Source organism: Paenibacillus sp. J31P316, assembly GCF_056269105.1.
In genome coordinates this window covers 13,854-33,724 of the sequence record NZ_JBWDNI010000011.1, presented here as the reverse complement: position 1 = coordinate 33,724, position 19,871 = coordinate 13,854, and the positions used below count along the sequence as shown (strand labels likewise).

The 19,871-nt window shown below is 41.5% G+C and carries 14 protein-coding genes; 12 read left to right on the top strand and 2 right to left on the bottom strand.

Annotated features, from left to right (window positions below):
• Positions 1-224 precede the first annotated feature (224 nt).
• From AC0YNU_RS23830 to AC0YNU_RS23810, 5 genes are all read left to right on the top strand, one after another.
• Complete coding sequence (locus tag AC0YNU_RS23830) at positions 225-1,301, top strand: DNA cytosine methyltransferase (protein ID WP_475761184.1); 1,077 nt, start codon at positions 225-227, stop codon at positions 1,299-1,301.
• A 1-nt stretch (position 1,302) separates the two neighbouring features.
• Complete coding sequence (locus AC0YNU_RS23825) at positions 1,303-3,243, top strand: hypothetical protein (protein WP_475761183.1); 1,941 nt, start codon at positions 1,303-1,305, stop codon at positions 3,241-3,243.
• Entirely contained in the window at positions 3,233-4,084 is an 852-nt protein-coding gene (locus tag AC0YNU_RS23820) for a hypothetical protein (RefSeq protein ID WP_475761182.1), read from the top strand. The genes AC0YNU_RS23825 and AC0YNU_RS23820 overlap by 11 nt, the downstream gene beginning before the upstream one ends.
• Positions 4,084-4,833, top strand: a complete 750-nt coding sequence (locus tag AC0YNU_RS23815) for a DUF6339 family protein (RefSeq protein WP_475761181.1) — start codon at positions 4,084-4,086, stop codon at positions 4,831-4,833. The genes AC0YNU_RS23820 and AC0YNU_RS23815 overlap by 1 nt, the downstream gene beginning before the upstream one ends.
• A gap of 87 nt (positions 4,834-4,920) precedes the next feature.
• The gene (locus AC0YNU_RS23810; protein ID WP_475761180.1) at positions 4,921-6,681 is read left to right on the top strand and encodes a DNA cytosine methyltransferase; all 1,761 of its coding nucleotides are present in this window, start codon (positions 4,921-4,923) and stop codon (positions 6,679-6,681) included.
• Positions 6,682-6,778: 97 nt separating this feature from the next.
• On the opposite strand, the gene AC0YNU_RS23805 is transcribed toward AC0YNU_RS23810, so the two are convergent.
• The gene (locus AC0YNU_RS23805; protein WP_475761179.1) at positions 6,779-7,351 is read right to left on the bottom strand and encodes an HhH-GPD family protein; all 573 of its coding nucleotides are present in this window, start codon (positions 7,349-7,351) and stop codon (positions 6,779-6,781) included.
• A 176-nt stretch (positions 7,352-7,527) separates the two neighbouring features.
• Here AC0YNU_RS23805 and AC0YNU_RS23800 point away from each other — a divergent pair, with 176 nt between their 5' ends.
• From AC0YNU_RS23800 to AC0YNU_RS23770, 7 genes are all read left to right on the top strand, one after another.
• Positions 7,528-9,018: an ATP-binding protein gene (locus tag AC0YNU_RS23800; RefSeq protein WP_475761178.1), complete on the top strand. Its 1,491-nt coding sequence runs from the start codon at positions 7,528-7,530 to the stop codon at positions 9,016-9,018.
• On the top strand, positions 9,018-11,774 hold the full coding sequence (locus AC0YNU_RS23795; protein WP_475761177.1) for a Z1 domain-containing protein: 2,757 nt from the start codon (positions 9,018-9,020) through the stop codon (positions 11,772-11,774). Before AC0YNU_RS23800 ends, AC0YNU_RS23795 begins: the two co-directional genes overlap by 1 nt.
• A 4-nt stretch (positions 11,775-11,778) precedes the next feature.
• A complete protein-coding gene (locus tag AC0YNU_RS23790) occupies positions 11,779-12,804 on the top strand; it encodes a PD-(D/E)XK motif protein (protein WP_475761176.1) in 1,026 nt (341 codons plus the stop codon).
• Between the two features lie 3 nt (positions 12,805-12,807).
• Positions 12,808-14,862, top strand: coding sequence for an AIPR family protein (locus AC0YNU_RS23785; RefSeq protein WP_475761175.1), 2,055 nt, complete (start codon positions 12,808-12,810; stop codon positions 14,860-14,862).
• A 33-nt stretch (positions 14,863-14,895) separates the two neighbouring features.
• Positions 14,896-15,123 carry a hypothetical protein gene (locus AC0YNU_RS23780; RefSeq protein ID WP_475761174.1) on the top strand — a complete coding sequence of 76 codons (228 nt, stop codon included), beginning with the start codon at positions 14,896-14,898 and terminating at the stop codon, positions 15,121-15,123.
• Positions 15,124-15,892: 769 nt separating this feature from the next.
• Positions 15,893-17,641: a sensor histidine kinase gene (locus AC0YNU_RS23775; protein WP_475761173.1), complete on the top strand. Its 1,749-nt coding sequence runs from the start codon at positions 15,893-15,895 to the stop codon at positions 17,639-17,641.
• Complete coding sequence (locus AC0YNU_RS23770; protein WP_475761172.1) at positions 17,604-18,338, top strand: response regulator transcription factor; 735 nt, start codon at positions 17,604-17,606, stop codon at positions 18,336-18,338. The genes AC0YNU_RS23775 and AC0YNU_RS23770 overlap by 38 nt, the downstream gene beginning before the upstream one ends.
• A gap of 53 nt (positions 18,339-18,391) precedes the next feature.
• On the opposite strand, the gene AC0YNU_RS23765 is transcribed toward AC0YNU_RS23770, so the two are convergent.
• Positions 18,392-19,870, bottom strand: a complete 1,479-nt coding sequence (locus AC0YNU_RS23765) for a chitobiase/beta-hexosaminidase C-terminal domain-containing protein (protein WP_475761171.1) — start codon at positions 19,868-19,870, stop codon at positions 18,392-18,394.
• Between the last annotated feature and the right edge of the window lies 1 nt (position 19,871).

The following is a 19,871-nucleotide window of genomic DNA, read 5'->3' as shown; positions in this document are numbered from 1 at the left end:
ATACAAACATACATTCCCTGACAGACTGTTGTCAAATACCTATGGTCTAATAGTATTAGATCTTTAGTCATGGATTTATGCCAACCATTTATGTTTGACTAGACAACAAAAAATTAAATGGAGAAAATAGAAAATCCTTTTTTGTCGAATTATAGAGGAATTTGCGACCCTGGAGAAGAATTATAATGGGTTGCACATTAATCTAACAGTAATTTGAGAAAAAGGTGAAGGCATTGTCATACAACATTAAGGATTCTACACATAAGTATAAAGTTGCAAGTCTATTCGCGGGTATCGGGGGATTTTGCAGAGGGTTTAAACGAGAAGGGTTCCAAGTCGTGTGGGCTAACGAAATCGATTCTCACGCATGCCAGACATATAGGTATAACTACCCAGAAGTGGTGTTATATGAAAAATCGATTGAAGAACTCTCAGTTCGTGCGGATAAGCTTGCTCCAGTAGATATTTTAACAGCAGGGTTTCCATGCCAATCGTTTTCACAGGCGGGGAATAAATTGGGATTCGAAGATGCTCGAGGGAAATTGTTCTTTCAAATCATTAGGCTGCTAAAAGAGTTTGGCTCGGAGAGGCCCAAAATGGTTGTTTTAGAAAATGTGCGAAATCTACTTAGTCATGATAATGGTAATACGATTTCCATTATAAGAGAGGAGTTAAGATCCGCAGGTTATCTATTCAGTGTAAATTTACTTAAGGGCGAGCTAGCCAAGCAGAACCCTAATGCTAGAGTTCTTAATACAAATTTGCATACAGATATACCTCAAAATAGAGAACGGTTGTACATGGTTGCTTTTAGAAATGACATCTTTAAAAGGAACACATTTCAGTTTCCTGTTGAAGTAGCGGTGCGTCGAGAACTTGTAAGTTTTTTTGACATGGATCATCCAGTCGAGCCTGAGCTCTACTTTGATAAAGATAGTAAATATGGGCAGTTATTTGTTCAAGAGATGGAGAAGGCGAAGAAAGAAGGCAGACATAACTCTATTTATCTTCTTAGAAGGGCTTATGTTAGAGAAAATAAATCGGATTGCTCTTTTACACTTACTGCCAATATGGGGGCAGGTGGACATAATGTTCCTGTTATAGAGGATGAGTGGGGGGTAAGGAAACTTACGCCTCGTGAATGCCTTCGTCTACAAGGTTTTGATGAACAATTTACATTTCCTGAAGGAATGGGAAGGTCTCATCAATACAAGCAAATAGGGAATGCAGTAACTGTGGATTTAGTTCAAAAAATAGCAGTCGAATGTAAAAAACAACTGAATATGATTGAGGGGTCATAACATGATTGGTTGGAAATTTCCACATAATAATTATGGTCAAGTTTCAGGGCTAAATGACGCAGGTATTGAAACTTTCAGAGGTAACCCATGGGACTCACTAGCGAGGGAGATCAATCAGAACTCGTGTGACGCTAAGGGCAGTGATGCATCACGTCCGGTTGAAGTGCGATTTTCATTGGAATATATAGATTCAAGTTTATTTCCGGGTAAGGAGCAGTTTGTTCAAACATTAGAATCTTGTCTTGCCTATTGGTCTGATAACTCAAAGACCTCGAATTTCTTTAATCAGGCGCTTTCTATCATGAACCAAGAAAAAATCCCGTTTTTAAAAATTAGCGATTTCAATACCACAGGACTAACCGGATCACTGGAAGACAACAAGGGGGGCTGGCATAACTTAATTAAGTCCGTTGGTTCTTCTAACAAAAGCTCGCAGTCTGGTGGATCATTTGGGATCGGAAAACATGCTCCGTTTGCATGTTCGGATTTAAGGACCGTTTTTTATGGTACTTATGATAATGAGGAAATCTTTGCATTTCAAGGCGTATCTAAGCTTGTAACACATATGGACTCAACTAATGAACCGACTCAAGGTACAGGTTACTTTGGTCAAGAGTTTCGCAATAAACCGATTTATGAGCAGGATAAAATAGATCGGGCCTTCACAAGAGATGAAACGGGGACAGATATTTTTGTGGCTGGATTCCACGCAGAAGAGGGTTGGGAAACAAAAGTCATAAAATCTGTACTTGAGAACTTTTTTGTTTCTATTCTAGAGCAGAAACTGGTTGTAATTGTGGGAGCAACAACAATTAATTCTGCTACGCTTTCTGATCTATTAGAGATGTATATGAAAGATGATACGGAATCATATTCATATCAGTATCATGAAGCTTTTACATTATCGAATAGAGCGCACTTTTATGATGATAACTTTCTTGGTATGGGAAGGATCGATCTTTTTGTCCTTCCTGGGAAAGACTTATCTAAGCGAGTGGCCATGGTACGATCAACCGGAATGAAAATTTATGATAAAGGAAATTTTCGCACTCCCTTCAAATTCGCAGGTGTACTACAAGCCAAAGGGGAAGCTTTAAATGCGTTCCTGAGACAGATTGAGCCTCCTACACATACTGCGTGGGAACCTGAACGATATGACGATCCAGATTATGCAAAGGGGATCATTAAGAAACTATATTCATGGATCAATGACAAAGTGAAGTCCATTGTAATTAACATGGAAACCGAAGAACTGGATGTAGAGGGAATGAGTGATCATCTGCCTGATATGATTGCAAATAATTCTGACATGCAGCAAACACCTAATACTGGTAAGGTTCGCTCATTTGATAAGTCAGAGACTAAAGATATTGAAATAGAATTTGTTAGAAGACCGATGGCGTCTGCAGTATATGCTGGCGCTATGGAGCAAGCTGCAGGACAGGATACGGTAGATAAAGGTGCGGGTTCAAACGAAGAAGACAGCTCGGATGACATGGATGACGATTCCGAACGTAACGATCAAGATCCAAATAATGATGACAGTAAGGACGATGAAGATTCAACAGAAACGGAGTCGCCAGACGCTGGATCCGATGAAACTAATAATAGGGCTGAGGATAAGTCGTCCAAAAGAAAACCGCTTAAATTAAACCATTCAAGAGTGTTCTGTATGGATCCTAAAACAGGACAATATAAGGTTACAGTTCTGGTTGATGATAATAGATTAGGTTATTTAGGGATTAAGATCGTTGGTGAAGTTGGTGGAGAACCAGCTTCAATTCGTTCGGCTGTTATTGAAGGGATGGATGAGTCCATTCATGTCCGTCACGATGGCAAAATAGGCCCAATCAGCTTTCTAAAAGATAACAAATGCAGCGTTATCATTACATTAGATGAGCCGCTGCGTTGTGCGCTGGAGGTTTCCATACATGCAAATTAATTATCGACAATTCCCTCATCCTGTATTGTCCTTTTTTTCTGATGACGTAGTTGATGTGGATTTTCAAACATCATTAAAGACTCAAAAAACTCGGAATACCTATATTTTTGAGGTCACTTGCTTCACAAGTAGTGATGATCTTAATCAGCTCATCTTAGATCAAAAAGCGAGATTCGCCTTCCATTTTGAATGTTCGAGCACCAGGTACCGTAAAATGTTTACTTCATTTGAGCATGCTTTTACTTTTGAAATACAGGCAGATGATCTTGAGGGGAAGGTACAAATTTGCGCCTTCGTTCTCGCAGCGGAAGAAATGGAGAGCTACAGGATAGCAGAATTCCATGAAGACTATAATGGACATGCCTTCTTTATTAAAAAAGGTGACGTATTAGCTATTGATTCGGAGCGAACATTCTACGCAGATAAAGATGTAGATCCGCTTCAGCGTATTCCTTCAATCTTCTCTGTTGTACCGAACCATGAAGAAGATTCGCAACCGCTTGATTATGATTGCTCAGGGAATAAAATTGTTATCAAATTAAATACTGAAAATTTTGAACGGTACAAGTATTTATCTGTAAGTCAGAGTTTGAGGACGCTTCTGGCCTCCTTAATTACATTACCGATACTTGTTTCTATCCTAGAAATGATGAGAACTGTTGAAGATGTGTTCGAATATGAAGACTGCAGATGGTATCAAGTAATACAGCAAAGACTTAGAGGTATGAATATTGATTTATTTAGTTCAAGTGATTCGGTTGTCGTAATTGGACAAAAATTAATTGGAGACCCTGTGTCTGCTGCTATGGTAGCTCTTGAAAATGTGGAAGAGGAGGGTTAATGTTGGACTTGAAATATTTGGATACAGCTATTTTAGATGAGATAAAGGTTAATATTAAGCCCAATCTTGATAAATATAAATTAGATGAGGCTTGGCTTGGATCCTATTTTGAAGGTCAAGAATGGGCAAGGAAAACTAGGTTTCGGATGCATGATGTGGACTTGCTCCTTCCGCAAAGTTCAACGATGCACTTCGATTATGAAAATACTAAACGTATTTATACCGCAATGAAAAATTTAACAATCACCCAAGCCACAGATGAACGGTTGTGGACTTATTTAACTCATGTTGTATTTTGGTCTTATATGAGGAAGCGTTGGCCGGTAGAGACTTATATAGAAAAGGAAAAAAATAATCCGGCTGATACAATACAAGAGCGATATTTTTTCATGGCAAATAGAGACAGAGCATTAATTAGAAACGGTATTGCGAGACTGTGGTGGTACGGATTTGTCTCGTACGATGAAAGTCGAGAAAACCCCTTTGAATTGACAAAAATGCTCTTATCGAAGTTAGATATAACACAAAGTATTCTAGAGCGAAGTTTTTCTAGGAATCCGGTAATAACTAAAGCAATTCTTAGTTCTCTTGTTAGTTTGGAAAAGGCAGAGAACCGTACTCCCAGTCGGGAACATTTTCGCTCGCTTATGATGTATGTGAATCATCTAGGGGGAGTTACTATTTTGGATTCATATGAGCAGGTAGAACTTGAGGACATGATCTTGGAGAAACTAAAAAGATTAGCTTAATAGAAAACCAGCACATTTCATTGTGCTGGTTTTCTATGTTTTGGAGAGAATGAAATCATGGTAATATTTTAAGTTGAAAATGTAATTATGGAATGCTATGCTTTTAAGAATAATAAGAACATTCGTTCTGAGGGTGGTGTCGTTATTAGTAGAATATTAAATGCAGTGGACTTGTTTTCAGGGGCTGGTGGGCTGAGCAGCGGATTTCTGCAAACGGGTAAAATAAAAATAATTGCTGCAATTGAGAATAATAAATGGGCACGTGAAACATATAAGCGAAATCACACGCAACAAGGTACAAAGATGTTCGGGGATATTAATGACTTTCTCAAATCGGATATTTATGAATTATCAACATCCCTCCAGGCTAAGGGGGAAAGAGTGCATATTGTTTTTGGTGGACCACCTTGCCAAGGCTTCTCAAACGCGAATCGGCAGAAGAGTGAATTGATTTCCACCAATAATCAGCTGGTCAAAGCATATGCTGATGTTATTGAGAAGCTTAATCCTGATGCATTTCTAATGGAGAATGTAAAAACGTTAAAATCCGATAAGCATAAGTTTTATTATTCTGAAGTGGATGATGAGTCAAACTTCACTGATCTAGGGATTTCTCTTAAACCAGAGGTCATTGTATTAGGAGAACCGATTCCTTGGGGGAAGCAGTTGGTTGACAGTGTGAATCAATTTGGTGCAAAGGACTTCATGATCAATGATAAAACCTTTTTATCCAAAATCTCTCATATGTTAAGGAAGGAAAAGGAGTTTGAGAAATATCTTAAACACGATAAAGATCCATTCATCAAATATGTGAGTCATCGTTGGGATGATCTACATAATGGCTTCTGGGGTAATGAGTCAGAGTACAAACGGTGCTGGCATGAGATACGCCTTCAGGTTGAAGAATATTGGGTAACTGGAGACACAGATCGTGCCAAGTTGTTCAATAACCTTAAAGTCATATGCGAAACACAAAAAATACTGCAGAAATTGAATGAGGTTAAAGAGAAGAAGATTCATTCTAGTGACTTAAAGTTTGATGGTGAGAATATCCTCATTACTCTTCAAACATACAGTGTTTTGGATTATTTACAGGCAAGATTCAAGAAGTTGAAGTACAAGTTTAATATCGATCACTTGATTCTAAATGCATCAGAATATGGAGCTCCACAAAATAGAGAACGGCTGTTTATTCTCGGGATTAAAGAGACGATTGCTGGCAGTGAAGTTATCCGACTTCCGGATCCAATCATCCATTGGGAAACAGATAAGTATACAGTCGGTCATGCAATTGGTGATTTGGAAGCCTATCCTCCAGGTACTGAAATTCAAAATGATATTCCTGTGAAGAAAGTTTCGAGAACGAATTCAAATCCTCTTCAAAGATATCTCGATGCCGGTGAGCCGTGCATTTATAATCACATCATGACTGATTCAACTGAGGAAGCAATTGAAAGATTTATGGCTTTAGAAGAAGGCGAAAATTTTCATAAATTGAGTGACTCTCTGAAGACTACATACACGAATCCAAATAGAACCCAGAATACGGTTTATTTGCGATTGAAATATGACAGTCCATCAGGTACAGTGCTGAACGTCCGTAAGTCGATGTGGATCCATCCTAAGCTTCATCGTGCGATTAGCATTCGTGAGGCGGCGAGATTGCAGACATTCCCGGATTATTTTGTTTTTGAGGGGCCAAAGGATGCCCAGTATCAACAGATTGGCAATGCGGTGCCACCGCTATTGGGAAGAGCAGTTGCGGAGAAAATGCTGGAGTACCTTGGTGTCCGGATAGAAAGAAAATTAAGAGAAGAAATTAGCAGATATGAAGAGGCAGTTGTATAACATTCATTAAACCTTTACTAATCAGTAAGGGTTTTTTTGTATTCACAGCCGCGTTCTAATGGACAAATGGCACATGATGGTTTCTGTAAGGTACATATTAAACCTGCAAATCTAAAATCGCTAAGTTTGCATTTCTGTAATCCAGCTCTAATGAAAAATGTGAAGCTATAGCTTGAAATAGTTTTTTATCTGTACGAGGCCGCGCTGCTGTGGAAGTGAGAGCGAAATACCTGGTGAACAATCGAATGACATTTGTATCTACAGGAACAGTTTTTTCTCCGAAGCCATAACTCAGCACGGCTTTTGCGATGTAGTCTCCGACACCAGGAAGCGAAATTAGTGATTTATAGTTGTTAGGTAAATTACCTTCATGTTCATTTACTACTATGTTAGCTATTTCTATGAGGCGATGCGCTCTATAGATTAAACCGATAGGTTTAATGAATGATACAAGTTCATCTTGACTAGCTTGTGAAAGTTCAGGGAAACTGGTAGACCGTCTAAGTATCTTATAATAAACCGGTGCTACTTTTCTTACATGAGTTTGCTGCAGAAGTAATTCAGCAACCATTATGTGATACACATCATTAGTTATTCTCCAAGGGTAAGATCGCGCATTAACTTCAAACCATTTTAATAACTTGTCCCAAAATACCTGTTGGTTATTCAAACAGGCAAACCTCCTCATGCAGGGTGTAAAAGATCTTTATCTTCCACCTTTCAGAATATGGATATTATTGTATTTAACTTTTTTGTTATACATTAAACATTTACAATAATCGGAACGCTCTGTTATGCTAAAATGGGTACATGTAACTATCTCTCTGGAAGAGGATGGAATGTTGAATGGCTCACGATAGTTCAAATGAACTTCATGAAATTGTAACCCCGGATGCTTCACCAGTGATTCAATCATTACGTGCTATCGGTTATTCTCTTGAAACAGCGATAGCTGACATTATCGATAATAGTTTGGACGCAAAGGCAACGCACATATCCATAAAGATGCAATGGGCAGAAGATCGAAGTCATATTAGAATTGAGGATGATGGTAAAGGGATGACCGTAGAAGAGTTAACCAATGCCATGAGACTTGGATCCAAAAACCCACTTGATAAACGTGGAGCAAAAGAGCTAGGTCGATTTGGAATGGGTTTAAAGACAGCTTCTTTTTCATTAGGACAACGACTCACAGTTATGACTAAAAGAGAACGTGATGTACACATTCGTTGTTGGGATTTAGAATTTGTTCAACAAAATAATGAGTGGCAATTAAGAAAACAAGCGTATTCTGATTCTCTGGAATATTTAGGAAGTATTGAAAATTCCTCCGGGACTATAGTGCTAATAGAAAAGTTAGATCGAGTCGTTCTGGCACCATTTACGACTAATAAGGAGAAAAAGTTCTTTAGGCAAATAAACTTTTTAGAGAGACATCTGCAAATGGTTTTCCATCGGTTTCTTGAAGGGAATGGCCGTGTACGAATGACTCTTAATAATAATGAATTGTTGCCGTGGGATCCCTTCTGCACAAAGTTGCAGCATACTTATGAAATGAGTAAGGAACAAATGTATATTGATGGAAAGTTAATAACCATTGAAGGTTTTATCCTTCCTCATCATAGTAAGATGACCAAAGATCAGCATAAAGATGCAGGTGGGCCATATGGTTGGTACGACCAGCAAGGGTTTTATATCTATCGAAATAAACGTCTATTAACGGTAAGCAGCTGGTTTTCCTTATTTCCCAAGGAAGAAGCCACAAAGTTAGGTCGAATAAGGGTTGATATTGAGGAAGATTCTGATTTTGACTGGCAAATCGATGTTAAGAAATCGGTGGCAAGGCCTCCTCAGGAATCAATTGATACTTTAAAACGCTGGGCAGAAAAGGCAAGAGAATTGTCGCAGAAAGTGTACTACCATAGAGGTGTTCCACAGAAGCAGAGCAGTGGGTCAAAGAGGCGTACTGATATTGACTTGCTTTGGAATCAGTCAACAAGAAATCAAAGATCTTTTTTTATGATATATAAAGAGAATCCGCTTTTACAAAGTATAAGGGAAAAGATCGATGGAGAAGTTGTAGAGCAGTTGGATAGCTACCTGCAGCTTCTTCAAGAGTTCTGCCCAATCAACACTCTGGTATATGCACCTCAAGGTGATACCTCTGCTCTTCTCGCGATTGAAGAATCTGACAAAATTCAGATGCGTAATATTGTTAAGATATACAAACAAATGAAAGTGTCTTTAAAAGATATTGTAAATTCACTAAAGGCAATGCCTTCTTTTGCTAAATATTCAGAAGAGTTATTAGAAGCAAGTATAAAGGAGGAAATATAGTGAGTGTTTTAGAATTTGAGGATCTTAAGCAAGCCATTTTACCTATATTAAAACCTAAACTAGCAGATGCAAAAGAAGAGCAGGATCAAGTCATTGAATCTGTCGTAGGCCAGTTTCAAACAATGATGGGTCTTTCTACTGAAATGAAAGACCGCTTGGTAGAAGACTTGAGAACAAGTTTTAATACGACAGTTTCAATACCAGCTATTTTACGTGGTAAGAATGGCCACCAGCCTTGGCTCGATGATGAAGTGAAAAATGAAACAAACTGGAGACAGTGGAATCGCTATAAATTCTACCTAAGAACAAAGAAAAAGTGGTCTGAATCGACTATTGATTCATTAGATTCAACTTCAGATGAGATTCTTGGTCTGTTGGATAATCCACGTAAACAAGGTGAGCAATTCGAGCGGAAAGGCCTTGTTATGGGGTATGTTCAGTCTGGTAAAACTGCCAATTTCACTGCTGTTATTAATAAAGCGTTTGATGTTGGTTATAAAGTCGTAATCGTGTTGGGAGGGTTGCATAATAACCTTAGAAGTCAAACTCAAGTTCGACTTGACGAAGAAGTTATTGGCTACTCCATGAAAACAAAGCAAACGAGTGATTATAGGGTTGGAGTAGGGCTTATGGAAGGTTACCAATTCCAGGACCCTATAATTTCATTGACAAACTCGGATAATAACGGTGACTTTACGATTCAGAAAGCAACTACTATGTTTAAGCCTCCTATTCTGCTGGTTGTCAAAAAGAATAAGACGGTATTAACTAACCTATTAAATTATCTTCAGAAAAAGAGTCACTATGCTGTGGTTAGAGAAGGTATGGATCATAAAGTTGTCCCGGAACTACCGCTCCTCATTATCGATGATGAGGCGGATCAAGCGACTGTTAACACTTCAGAAATTTATGATGATGATGACAAGATTAATCCTGAATTTGACCCATCAACAATTAATGGGCTTATTCGTAAAATCTTTAATACTTTTGATCAAAGGGCATATATAGGCTATACGGCAACTCCATTTGCAAATATGCTTATTGATCGTGATTCTACTTCAGCTACTCATGGTCAGGATTTGTTTCCACGTGATTTTATTGTTGCACTTCCTAAGCCTAATAACTATGCAGGGCCGGCTGAATACTTCTCTTTGAATGATGATGCCGACAATCAACAAGGGAGTTTAGTGCGACAAATTGTTCAAGAGAAGGAATTTATTCCTGAGAATCATAAGAAGGATTATATTCCAGGTCCTTTGCCAGCAGACCTAAGTAAAAGTATTTATGCTTTTTTGATTGCGACGGCAATTAGAAGATTACGAGGCCAAGCAAATAAACATAGTTCTATGCTAGTACACGTTACTAGATTTACTGACGTTCAAAAAAAAGTCTATTATAAAATTAAGGATTATATGACGAGTATAAAAGATGCAGTTCGGTACGGTGGAGCTGCAACGAGTCATAGTGAGGCAATGATGGATCTATATAATAATGATTTTGTAGTTACATCTGTTGCTCGAAATGATAGTGGTGATATGTTTACATGGACCCAAGTGAGAGAAGAGATCGTACATGTGCTTGATAAATTGAAGGTAAAAGAGATTAATGGAAAAAGTAGTGACGCACTAGATTATGAAGAACATAAGGAAGGACTTTATGTACTTGCTGTTGGTGGCGATAAGTTATCTCGCGGCCTGACATTAGACGGGCTTACGGTAAGCTACTATCTGCGGACTAGTAAAGTTTATGATACCTTAATGCAGATGGGCAGATGGTTTGGTTACCGAGAAGGTTACTTTGATTTATGCCGCATCTATACAACGGAAGAGCTCGCTAACTGGTTTTATCACATTGCGATCGCAACGGAAGAGCTGCGCGGACAATTGGAAGAGATGTCTGAGTACGGATATTCACCAGAAGAGTACGTTTTAGAGATAGGTGCTCATCCGGATCTTCAAGTTACTAGCCCTGATAAAATGAGGTCCGCACGTGAGGTTGGTGTCTCCTATAGTTCAAGTTTGATTCAGACAACAGTATTCGATAATAATAAAGCGTTTTTTGGTAAGAATTTTACAGCAGCTGAAAAATTAATTGAGGAGATTGGGACCCACAACCAATTTCAAAGTTCAACAACCAATGAGCATTATTATTGGCATGATGTAAAGTCAGCTCATATTTTGAAATTCCTTGAGGAATATCAAACCCCGTCCAACCTTACTAGAGTGGATACGAGTAGTATCAAAGATTACATTACTAAATGTAATCAAGATAATGAATTGATTAATTGGACAGTGATTCTTATTAATGCTGGTGATGGTGATAGGAAGATAGCTAATTTATCAATAAATACCGGTGTAAGACGTAAAGGCGAGGTTGATTTTTACTCGATAAACTCACAATCAATTAGTATACGTATTTTGACATCTGAGGGTCATGAGTTTTTAGACTTTAATGATGATCAGCGCAAAGAGCTGGAGTTAATTAAGCAAGCAGGCGAAGAGACAAAAGAGCGCAAACACAAAGCCAACCTCCAAGCAAAAATTAGAGGATTGAGGAGTGCAAAGAATGGCCTTCTTCTTCTCTACCCAATTGCTGACGATAAGGTTGAAGATACAATTATGGGAAAAGCAAAACGTGATCTTGCTCTTACTGATAAAGAAATGGCCATTGGTTTTGCAATTTCTTTCCCGAAGAGCAAGGTATCCCGTCACCAACGTAGTATGATTGTAAACAAATCTATTCATGGTGGAGAGTAATTAAATGTACGAAATAAGGGCTCTATTATCAGATTTAGATTGCGATATGACTGTGAATAGATCTAGTTATACAGCAGATAATAAAATGATTGTCCGAGAGTTGCGCAATGAACTTAAGGAAATATTCTTTCTAGCCATAGAGCCAGACGAAGAAAGACGACTTCTTATCATCCCTATATTGCAGCAGCATGGTAATGTTAATTTGAAGTACCTTCCTGTATGTAGGGGCACCAAAGTTGATAAAGTCTATTTTGACAAAATAGGACCTCTATTGAATCAAAATTGTGTTACCTTGACTCAATTAAATAATGATAACGCTACTTTCGAAGCATTTATTACCAATCTCTTAGAAGATTTATGGCTGAGTAAGTCACAAGAGATTTTTGAATCCCTGCATAGAACATTTCAAAGGTGGAGTGACTTCTTCAGTAATATTGGAGTTGACGGATTGTCTCCGGAACAACGCCGTGGATTATTTGGGGAGGTCTATGTGTTAAGAGGGCTGCTGCAGCAAGGGGTAAATCCTGGAATTGTTACGTATTGGCGCGGGCCGTATAAAGAGCACGTCGATTTCCGTTTTGATGGATTAGGAATTGAAGTAAAGACTACACTCTCTTACAATCCATTAAAGGTGACAATTTCCAGTGAGGAGCAGCTGACAGGTGATGAAGTAGATAACTTGATTCTTTGTGTGCTTTCACTCAAACCTTCTAAAAATAATGGAGAGTCTTTATCTCATATCATTGAAGAGGTCATACTATTATTAAGCACCTGGCCGTCTTACTTGAAAGTATATCAAGATGCGCTGTTCCAAGCAGGGTATCTTGATAATCAATCCGAGAGTTATCAGGCAGAAAAGTATAGAGTTCTTGAGAAAAAGAATTATACTGTCGATGACAATTTCCCGAGAATTTCTACGGGTAAACTGCCAAAAGGCATAACAAATGTTCGTTATGATATTATTCTAGATGGGCTTCACAATAACATTATCCAGGATAAGAAAATTATTGATATGGTTCAGGAGTTGTAAACGATGGATCTCCAAGAATTTGCGCAAGATTTCTTTCAGCAGATACTAGATGAGTTAAACAGTTATAATGGTAACGCTGAGGCTGTGTTTGTAGAAAAAATGTGTATTCACCTAGAGGAAAACGGCGTGGTTGAGAATGTCCATCCAAGCTTCTGGCAAAAATCTGGACAGGGTATTAAAGTCAATGCGTATACGTTCGACGAGGAAGCTGGTAAGTTACACCTGTTTGTTGCCGTGCATGAGATGCCCTATGATAAGGTCCGGTCTATTAGCCGAGCAGATGTAGAACGTGCTGTTAAGAAGGCTGTTAAGTTCTATGAGCAGTGTGCAGCTGGAAAACTCAAATCTTTTATTGATGAGTCTAGTGCTGAAGCGTATGATTTAGCCCATGTAATAGAGACCTTTGCAAATCAGATAAAGCATTTGGAAATAATAATGCTCTCAAATTGTGTATATAAATCAAATGACGCTGTGAGAGTGACTATTGATAAGGTTGATGAAGTCAACGTTCAAGTGTGGGATATTGAGCGGCTTTATCAACTCATTAATGAGATGCAGGATACGGAATCCTTCTATCTTAACTTTGGTAGTGATTTCGGCGAAACTTTCGAATTAATGAAAGTACCTAGTAGCGAGGGTAAGGATTGCGAGTTTGAAGTTTACATTGGATATATACCCGGAATTATTCTAGCAAAAACATATGAGAAATTCGGTCAAAGATTAATCGAACGTAACGTTAGATCATTTCTTCAGACAAAAGGCTCGGTTAATAGAGGAATCAAAGAAACACTTGAAAAAGAGAAGGAGCGGTTTATAGCTTACAACAATGGAATTTCAACAACGGCAGAAGATGCTGTCCTAGAGCGAACTAACAATGATTCCAATCTTTATCGTGTACAATCAATGACTGGTTGGCAGATTGTAAATGGTGGCCAAACAACAGCTTCCTTACATCACGCATGGCAATCTGGTATAGACATTAGCGGTGTGCATATTCAGGCGAAGCTTACTTTGCTGAAAACAAATGAAGAGCAAAGTGTAGACACACTCATTGCCCGCATCTCTAAATATGCGAATACACAAAATAAAATCTCTTTCTCGGATTTAGGTGCAAACGACTCGCTGCATATTCAACTCGAACAGTTATCCAGAAGTATATGGGCACCTGCACCTGGTGGAGTGAAATCTGATAAAAAGTGGTATTATGAACGCGCACGCGGGCAGTATGCTGTAGATTTAAATCGACAAGGGACCCGATCAGCTAAAGAGAAATTTAAGTTGCAGCACCCAAAACAGCAGGTTCTATCAAAAACGCAGCTAGCCAAATATTACATGGCATGGGATCAGGCTCCTCATACCGTGTCGAAGGGGAATGAAGCTAACTTTACTGATTTCATGCAACTTTTGGCTAAGAGGAAGCAGCAAATTGATACTGATTTCTTTAAATTGGCAATCGCAAAAGCGATATTCTTTACAGCTGTTGATGATATTGTCAAGAAAATGGAGCTTCCTGGGTACAAGGCGAATGTTGTTGCTTATACAGTTGCTATGATTTCACATGCTACTGAGAAGTATTTCTCTCTTATGGATGTATGGGATAATCAGAAGATTAGCCCAATAATGGATGAGATGATTCGGAAGACGGCAAATATAACATGGAATTTTATATCAAATCCATCTTCTCAAGGAACAAATATTAGTCAGTGGTGTAAAAAAGAAGCATGTTGGAATGAATTTAAGGATAAATATGCCGTAGAAGTGAGATCTCTTACACAAAGTATGTATCAAACAACGGCTGGTAAAGAATTGATAGCAGCAGAAACAAATTCAAGTTATACTGCTGATACTTTTAGTGGTATCTCAGAATTAATTGCTCTCTTGGAAGAAGCATCACTTGAATTCGTAGATAAGAGATCAAGTGGCGGCTGTCTGTGGGTTGTTGATTCCCCAGAGTGTAACAAAATTATTAAGGAACTAACTAAGCTGGGGTATGGCTTTGCATTAAGTTCTAAAGGAAGCAAAGCCACTAAGAATAGAGCAGCATGGTTTATAAAGTAATGTTATTTTAAGGATGTTTTGGAGGAATGCAATGTGGCTCTACTTTCAAAAAGTAATCTTAGAAAAACGATAAAGACAAAGGTAGGAATTCATAAGCCTGTGAAGGGAACTTATATCACTTTTAGTGAAGATGGAAAGAAGTATTTGCAAATTGACACTTATGGTAAAGCTGATAGAGAACAGCCTGAGAAAATAAGCCAGTCATTGCAGTTGGATGAAGAGACCTTAGAGTATCTTGTGAGCTTAATTAAAGAGTATTAGTGCGTATTGGTAAGATGTGGATCTCTTTGGGATCTGTGTTCGAGAGTGGCTCTTATTTCGGTTTACAAGTAAAGATTGCAGGAGTTAGGTGTTAACCAAATTAATTCGAATGCGCATAACGGAAGTGTAATCTGCAACGGTGAGTCGGCTTCGTTATCCGTTCCCTCCTTCTTGTTTAAAACTTCTGTTTCCAAGTCAATGAACCGTCCAGCCCCGGACGGTTCTTCTTGTTTTCACAAAAGATGCCCTTATCGTCATGCTTCTGTTCAACGCCCCTCAGACATTTGCAGGGTACATTTTCCTTTAATGATGCTATGATTTGGATAATCAACTTGTTTATGACGCTCTTGTAGATTGGGGTTTGTTCACCATGAGGGGGATTCTTCAACTCGGTTCTCGCACGATCTTGCTCCAAATAGCCGCTGCCGTTCTTATTGGTTTGGTGGCAAGCTATGCCGTCATCTCTGCGCCGGACTCCCCTAAGCTCCGAAGCGAACAAGGCGTTCTGGATTTAACGCAGGTTCAAGTAAGCGAGAATCCGATAAAGTTACAAGGGGAATGGGCATTTTATTGGCACGAGCTGTTGTCGCCTGAGGACATACGGAATCGTTCTGCAATGGGAGGCACGAATGACCACTGGATCAGCATCCCGAGCTCCTGGTTAGGCTATCGGTTAGATGGTCGGCAACTGGACGGTACAGGCTTTGCAACATTTCGGCTGGTCATCCATCTTAGCGCGCAGGATAGGAATGAGAGGCTTGCTCTGCGGATGCCTACGATTTTTCATGCGTATAAATGTTGGGTGAATGGGGATCTGCTGACCGAAGTCGGCGTGGTTGGTGAGGACAAGAGTGACGTGACGCCGCGTCTGGCGACGAAGCTGGTGTTCTTCCAGCCTAAGAGCGACACGGTAGAGCTGGTTATGCAGGTAGCGAACTTCCATCATAAGCGTGGCGGCATCACCAAGGATATTGAGCTCGGCGGCAGTGACGCGTTAACCGTCAGGAACAATCTGAGCATTGCCTCGGAGATATTCATAACCGCAAGTCTGTTGGTGATTGGCGCGTATAATCTGCTGTTGTTCGTGCAGCGACGCAAGGACAGGGCGCCGTTGTATTTCGGTCTGTTCACCGTGATGTTCGGTATCCGCTCCTTGCTGGTCGGTGAGCACATGATGACGCAATTGTTTCCTCGTTTTCCGTGGGAATTGCAGTTCAAGATCGAGTATCTGATTCTTTGCCTCAGCGGTTATATCATCAGCATGTATTTTGATTGCATGTTCCCGGATTATGTATCGCTATGGTTTCGACGTGGCACCCGGATCGTAACCGGCGCACTCTGTCTGGTCGTTGTGGCGACCCCGGCGCTCATTTATACGAAAATGTTGCTGCCGATCGGCGCAATCGTCCTTCTGCACATGGTGTATCTGATGGTCGGGCTGGTCCAAGCGGCCGTGCGGCGTAAAGAAGGGGCGTTGCTCTTCCTCTTGGTTTCGGTGGTTGTGCTAGTTACGGTTATCAATGATTTTCTGTATTACAACGAATGGTCGACGATCGGAAATACCTCTCCGCTTGGTCTGTTGGTATTTACGATCGCGCAGATGATGCTGCTTTCTTCACGATTTACGAGGGTGGCGACGAACGAAGAACGGATTGCACGCGAACTGCAGGACGCCAACGATAAGCTGACCGAAATGAATATGAATTTGGAACGGACCGTGCAGGAACGCACGCAGGCCTTATCCGAAGCTCACGAAGATCTCCGGACTTCGTATGACCGGTTGCTTCACTCCGAGCAAGGGAGGAAGAAGCTCCTTGCCTATATTACGCATGATCTGCGAATGCCGCTGGCGAGCATGCTTGGTTATGTAGAAGCCGTGCAGGACGGGGTCAAGCCGGAACGTAACGAACAGTACCTGAAGTATATTCAGGATAATACGATAAGAATTAACCGTATGATCGAGGAATTGTCCTTCTTGTCGCATTTGGAGACGGGACAAGTCTCGTACCGGATGGAGCCGGTTCCCGTGATTCGCTTCTTGCGTGGTTTTTTTGAACAATATGAGCTGGTCGTACGCGATGCAGGGTTGGATTTTAGGTTGGATATCGGAGATGCGGAAGATCAGCGTCCTGACTTGCTTGTTGTCGAGATGGATGCGCAAAGATTGGAGCAAGCGTTGTTTAATCTCGTGTCGAACGCGATGAAGTTTACCTCCGGGGGAGGGCTGGTGACGATTGCGATAGCCGTGGACGAGGTGAATGGTACCCGCCATGCGATCATTAGCGTGCAAGATACCGGCTCGGGTATTCCTCCGGATCAGCTCGAGCAAATCTTCGATCGTAATTACAAGTATGATCGACCTGGCGCGGAGTCGGGGGTAGAGGGCAGCGGGCTCGGGCTGGCGATTTGCAGGGAAATCGTGCAAGCGCACGGAGGGACGGTGCGAGCGGAGAGCGACGGCACGACGGGGTCGGTATTCCATGTATCGCTTCCTTGTCTTGCCAATGAAGGAAGGTGACGGCGTGGCGGATGCGCACAAAATAATGATCGTCGACGATGATCCCCATATATGCGAAATTGTACAGGTGTATTGCGAGAAGGAGGGGTTCATCTCCTCCTACAGCCATAGCGGAACGGAAGCGATGAAGCTGCTTGCGTCTTTCGAGCCGGATTTGATCGTATTGGATATCCTGCTGGCGAAAGAAAACGGCATTGATTGGTGCGTGACCGCACGGACCTACACGAATGCGCCAATCGTGTTTCTGAGCAGCCGCGAGGAAGACGAGGTGAAGATCAGCGCCTTATCCTATGGCGGCGACGATTATGTGACCAAGCCGTTCAGTCCGGGCGTGCTCATGGCCAAGATCAAGGCTCATCTTCGCAGAGTGTCGACGGGCAGAAGGGAGCAATTGCTGGAGTTACCGGGGTTAACGCTGGACTTCTATGCGCAGTCCGTCAACCTGGGCAGCGCAACCGTCTTCCTATCGAAAAAAGAGTTCAGTCTGCTGTCCTATATGGCGCAAAACGCGAATCGCGTCGTCAGCGTCGATGCTTTGTTCCAGCTCGTCTGGGGAATGGAGAGTCTGGAGGATACGAGAACGGTCGCCGTGCACATCAGCAATTTACGCAAGAAAATCGAGGTGGACCCTGCCAATCCCGAGAGAATCGTGACGATTCGCAGGGAAGGATATATGCTGGTTGCCAGAAGCCATTAAAAAGCGGCGTAGGGAGGATCTCCCTTACGCCGCTATTTTTCATAAGTCCATTGTTACAGCGCTATCCAATCTTCAACGACTTGTTGGAGAGCGGTTCTGCTAGTTAAAGAGAACGGCGGGTTATACTGAAATCGATTCACATAGGCATCTCCGATGGCGCTCAAGATTTGGTCTAAGTTGTCAGCGGTTACGCCCGTTACTCCTGCCACGGCAAATGTCGTTGCGTCAGGCTTAGCCGCATGTTCAGGATCCATAATGTAATTGCTGATCTCTGTCAACGCGAGTCCGGCACGAACCTCATCGACGATTGCTTGAATTTGAGCCGTCGTTCTTGGAAGCGGCGTTGCGCTGATTTCCAAATAATATTGGACGTAGGTTAGATTATCCGATGTGACATTCGTGACGCCCGCAGCGGAAAATGTTGTCTCATTAATAAGATTCCACCTCTCCGAGTCGGTCGAAGCAGACGCTTCATTAATCAATTCCAGTGCCGATTTCGGCACGGTAATGGTGTACGACGCGGACAGGATGCCGCTGTCTCTCATGCCATCGTGTACCGCTAGCGCGTTGATCGTCATTGCTCGATTCACTACGATCGGACCGCTGTATACAAGGCCATTCGTCCTCGTCGGCGTGCTACCATCCGTCGTATAGTAGATCGTTGCGCCGCCCGTTGCGCTGAGCGTAACCTGCGTATCCGATACGACAACGCCGCCTGCGGGAAGTGCCATAGGCGTCTCGACGATAGCCTGAACGGGCGGCGAAGGCGGATACCAATTCTGCTCTTCCAGCTTTTTCTTTTCTTCTTCTTTCTTTTTCTCTTCTTCCAGCCTTTTCTTTTCTTCTTCCTGTTTTTTCTCTTCTTCCGCTTTCTTCTGCTCCGCTACCTGATCTTCGTATTGCGACTTGGCTTCGTATGCGCCCGTAAGAAGCAGATCGCGCGTTGCGTTGGCTTGACCGCCGAAGTTTCCGATCGGACCATTATCCAATATTTTCAGATCCAACGCCAGAGCCACATACCCCTGCGCCCAGTCGGATACCGTACGATCGTTGCCGCTCAACGCTTTTGCTTCCGCGTCCTTGCCTAACGTTCGGACCAAGAACGTGGCCAGCTGCTCTTTGGTTACTTTGCCGGCGGGATTGTACGTACCTTCGCCAGTACCATCCGTAATGCCAGCAGATTTGAGTGCTTCAATGTAGGGCAGCGCATAGCCGTTGGCGGCATCATCCGCTTTGACGTCGCTGAAACTGGACGTCTTCAGATCTTTATCGACATCAAGATTCACGATCAATGCCGCAACCTTCGCGAACTGGGCACGGTTCATCTCATCTTTCAACCCAAACGTCGTATCGCTGACGCCATTGAAAATGCCAGCGCCAATCATGGCGTCGAATTTGGCTTTCGTTGCGGCATCCAGATCCTTCAAATCCGTAAAGTCGGCTGAAGTCTTCGTCGCGCCCGCTGCCAAACTAATGGAAAAAGGAAAGCATAGCAGCACCGCCATCAATAATCCGACAAATTTCTTCCTCATC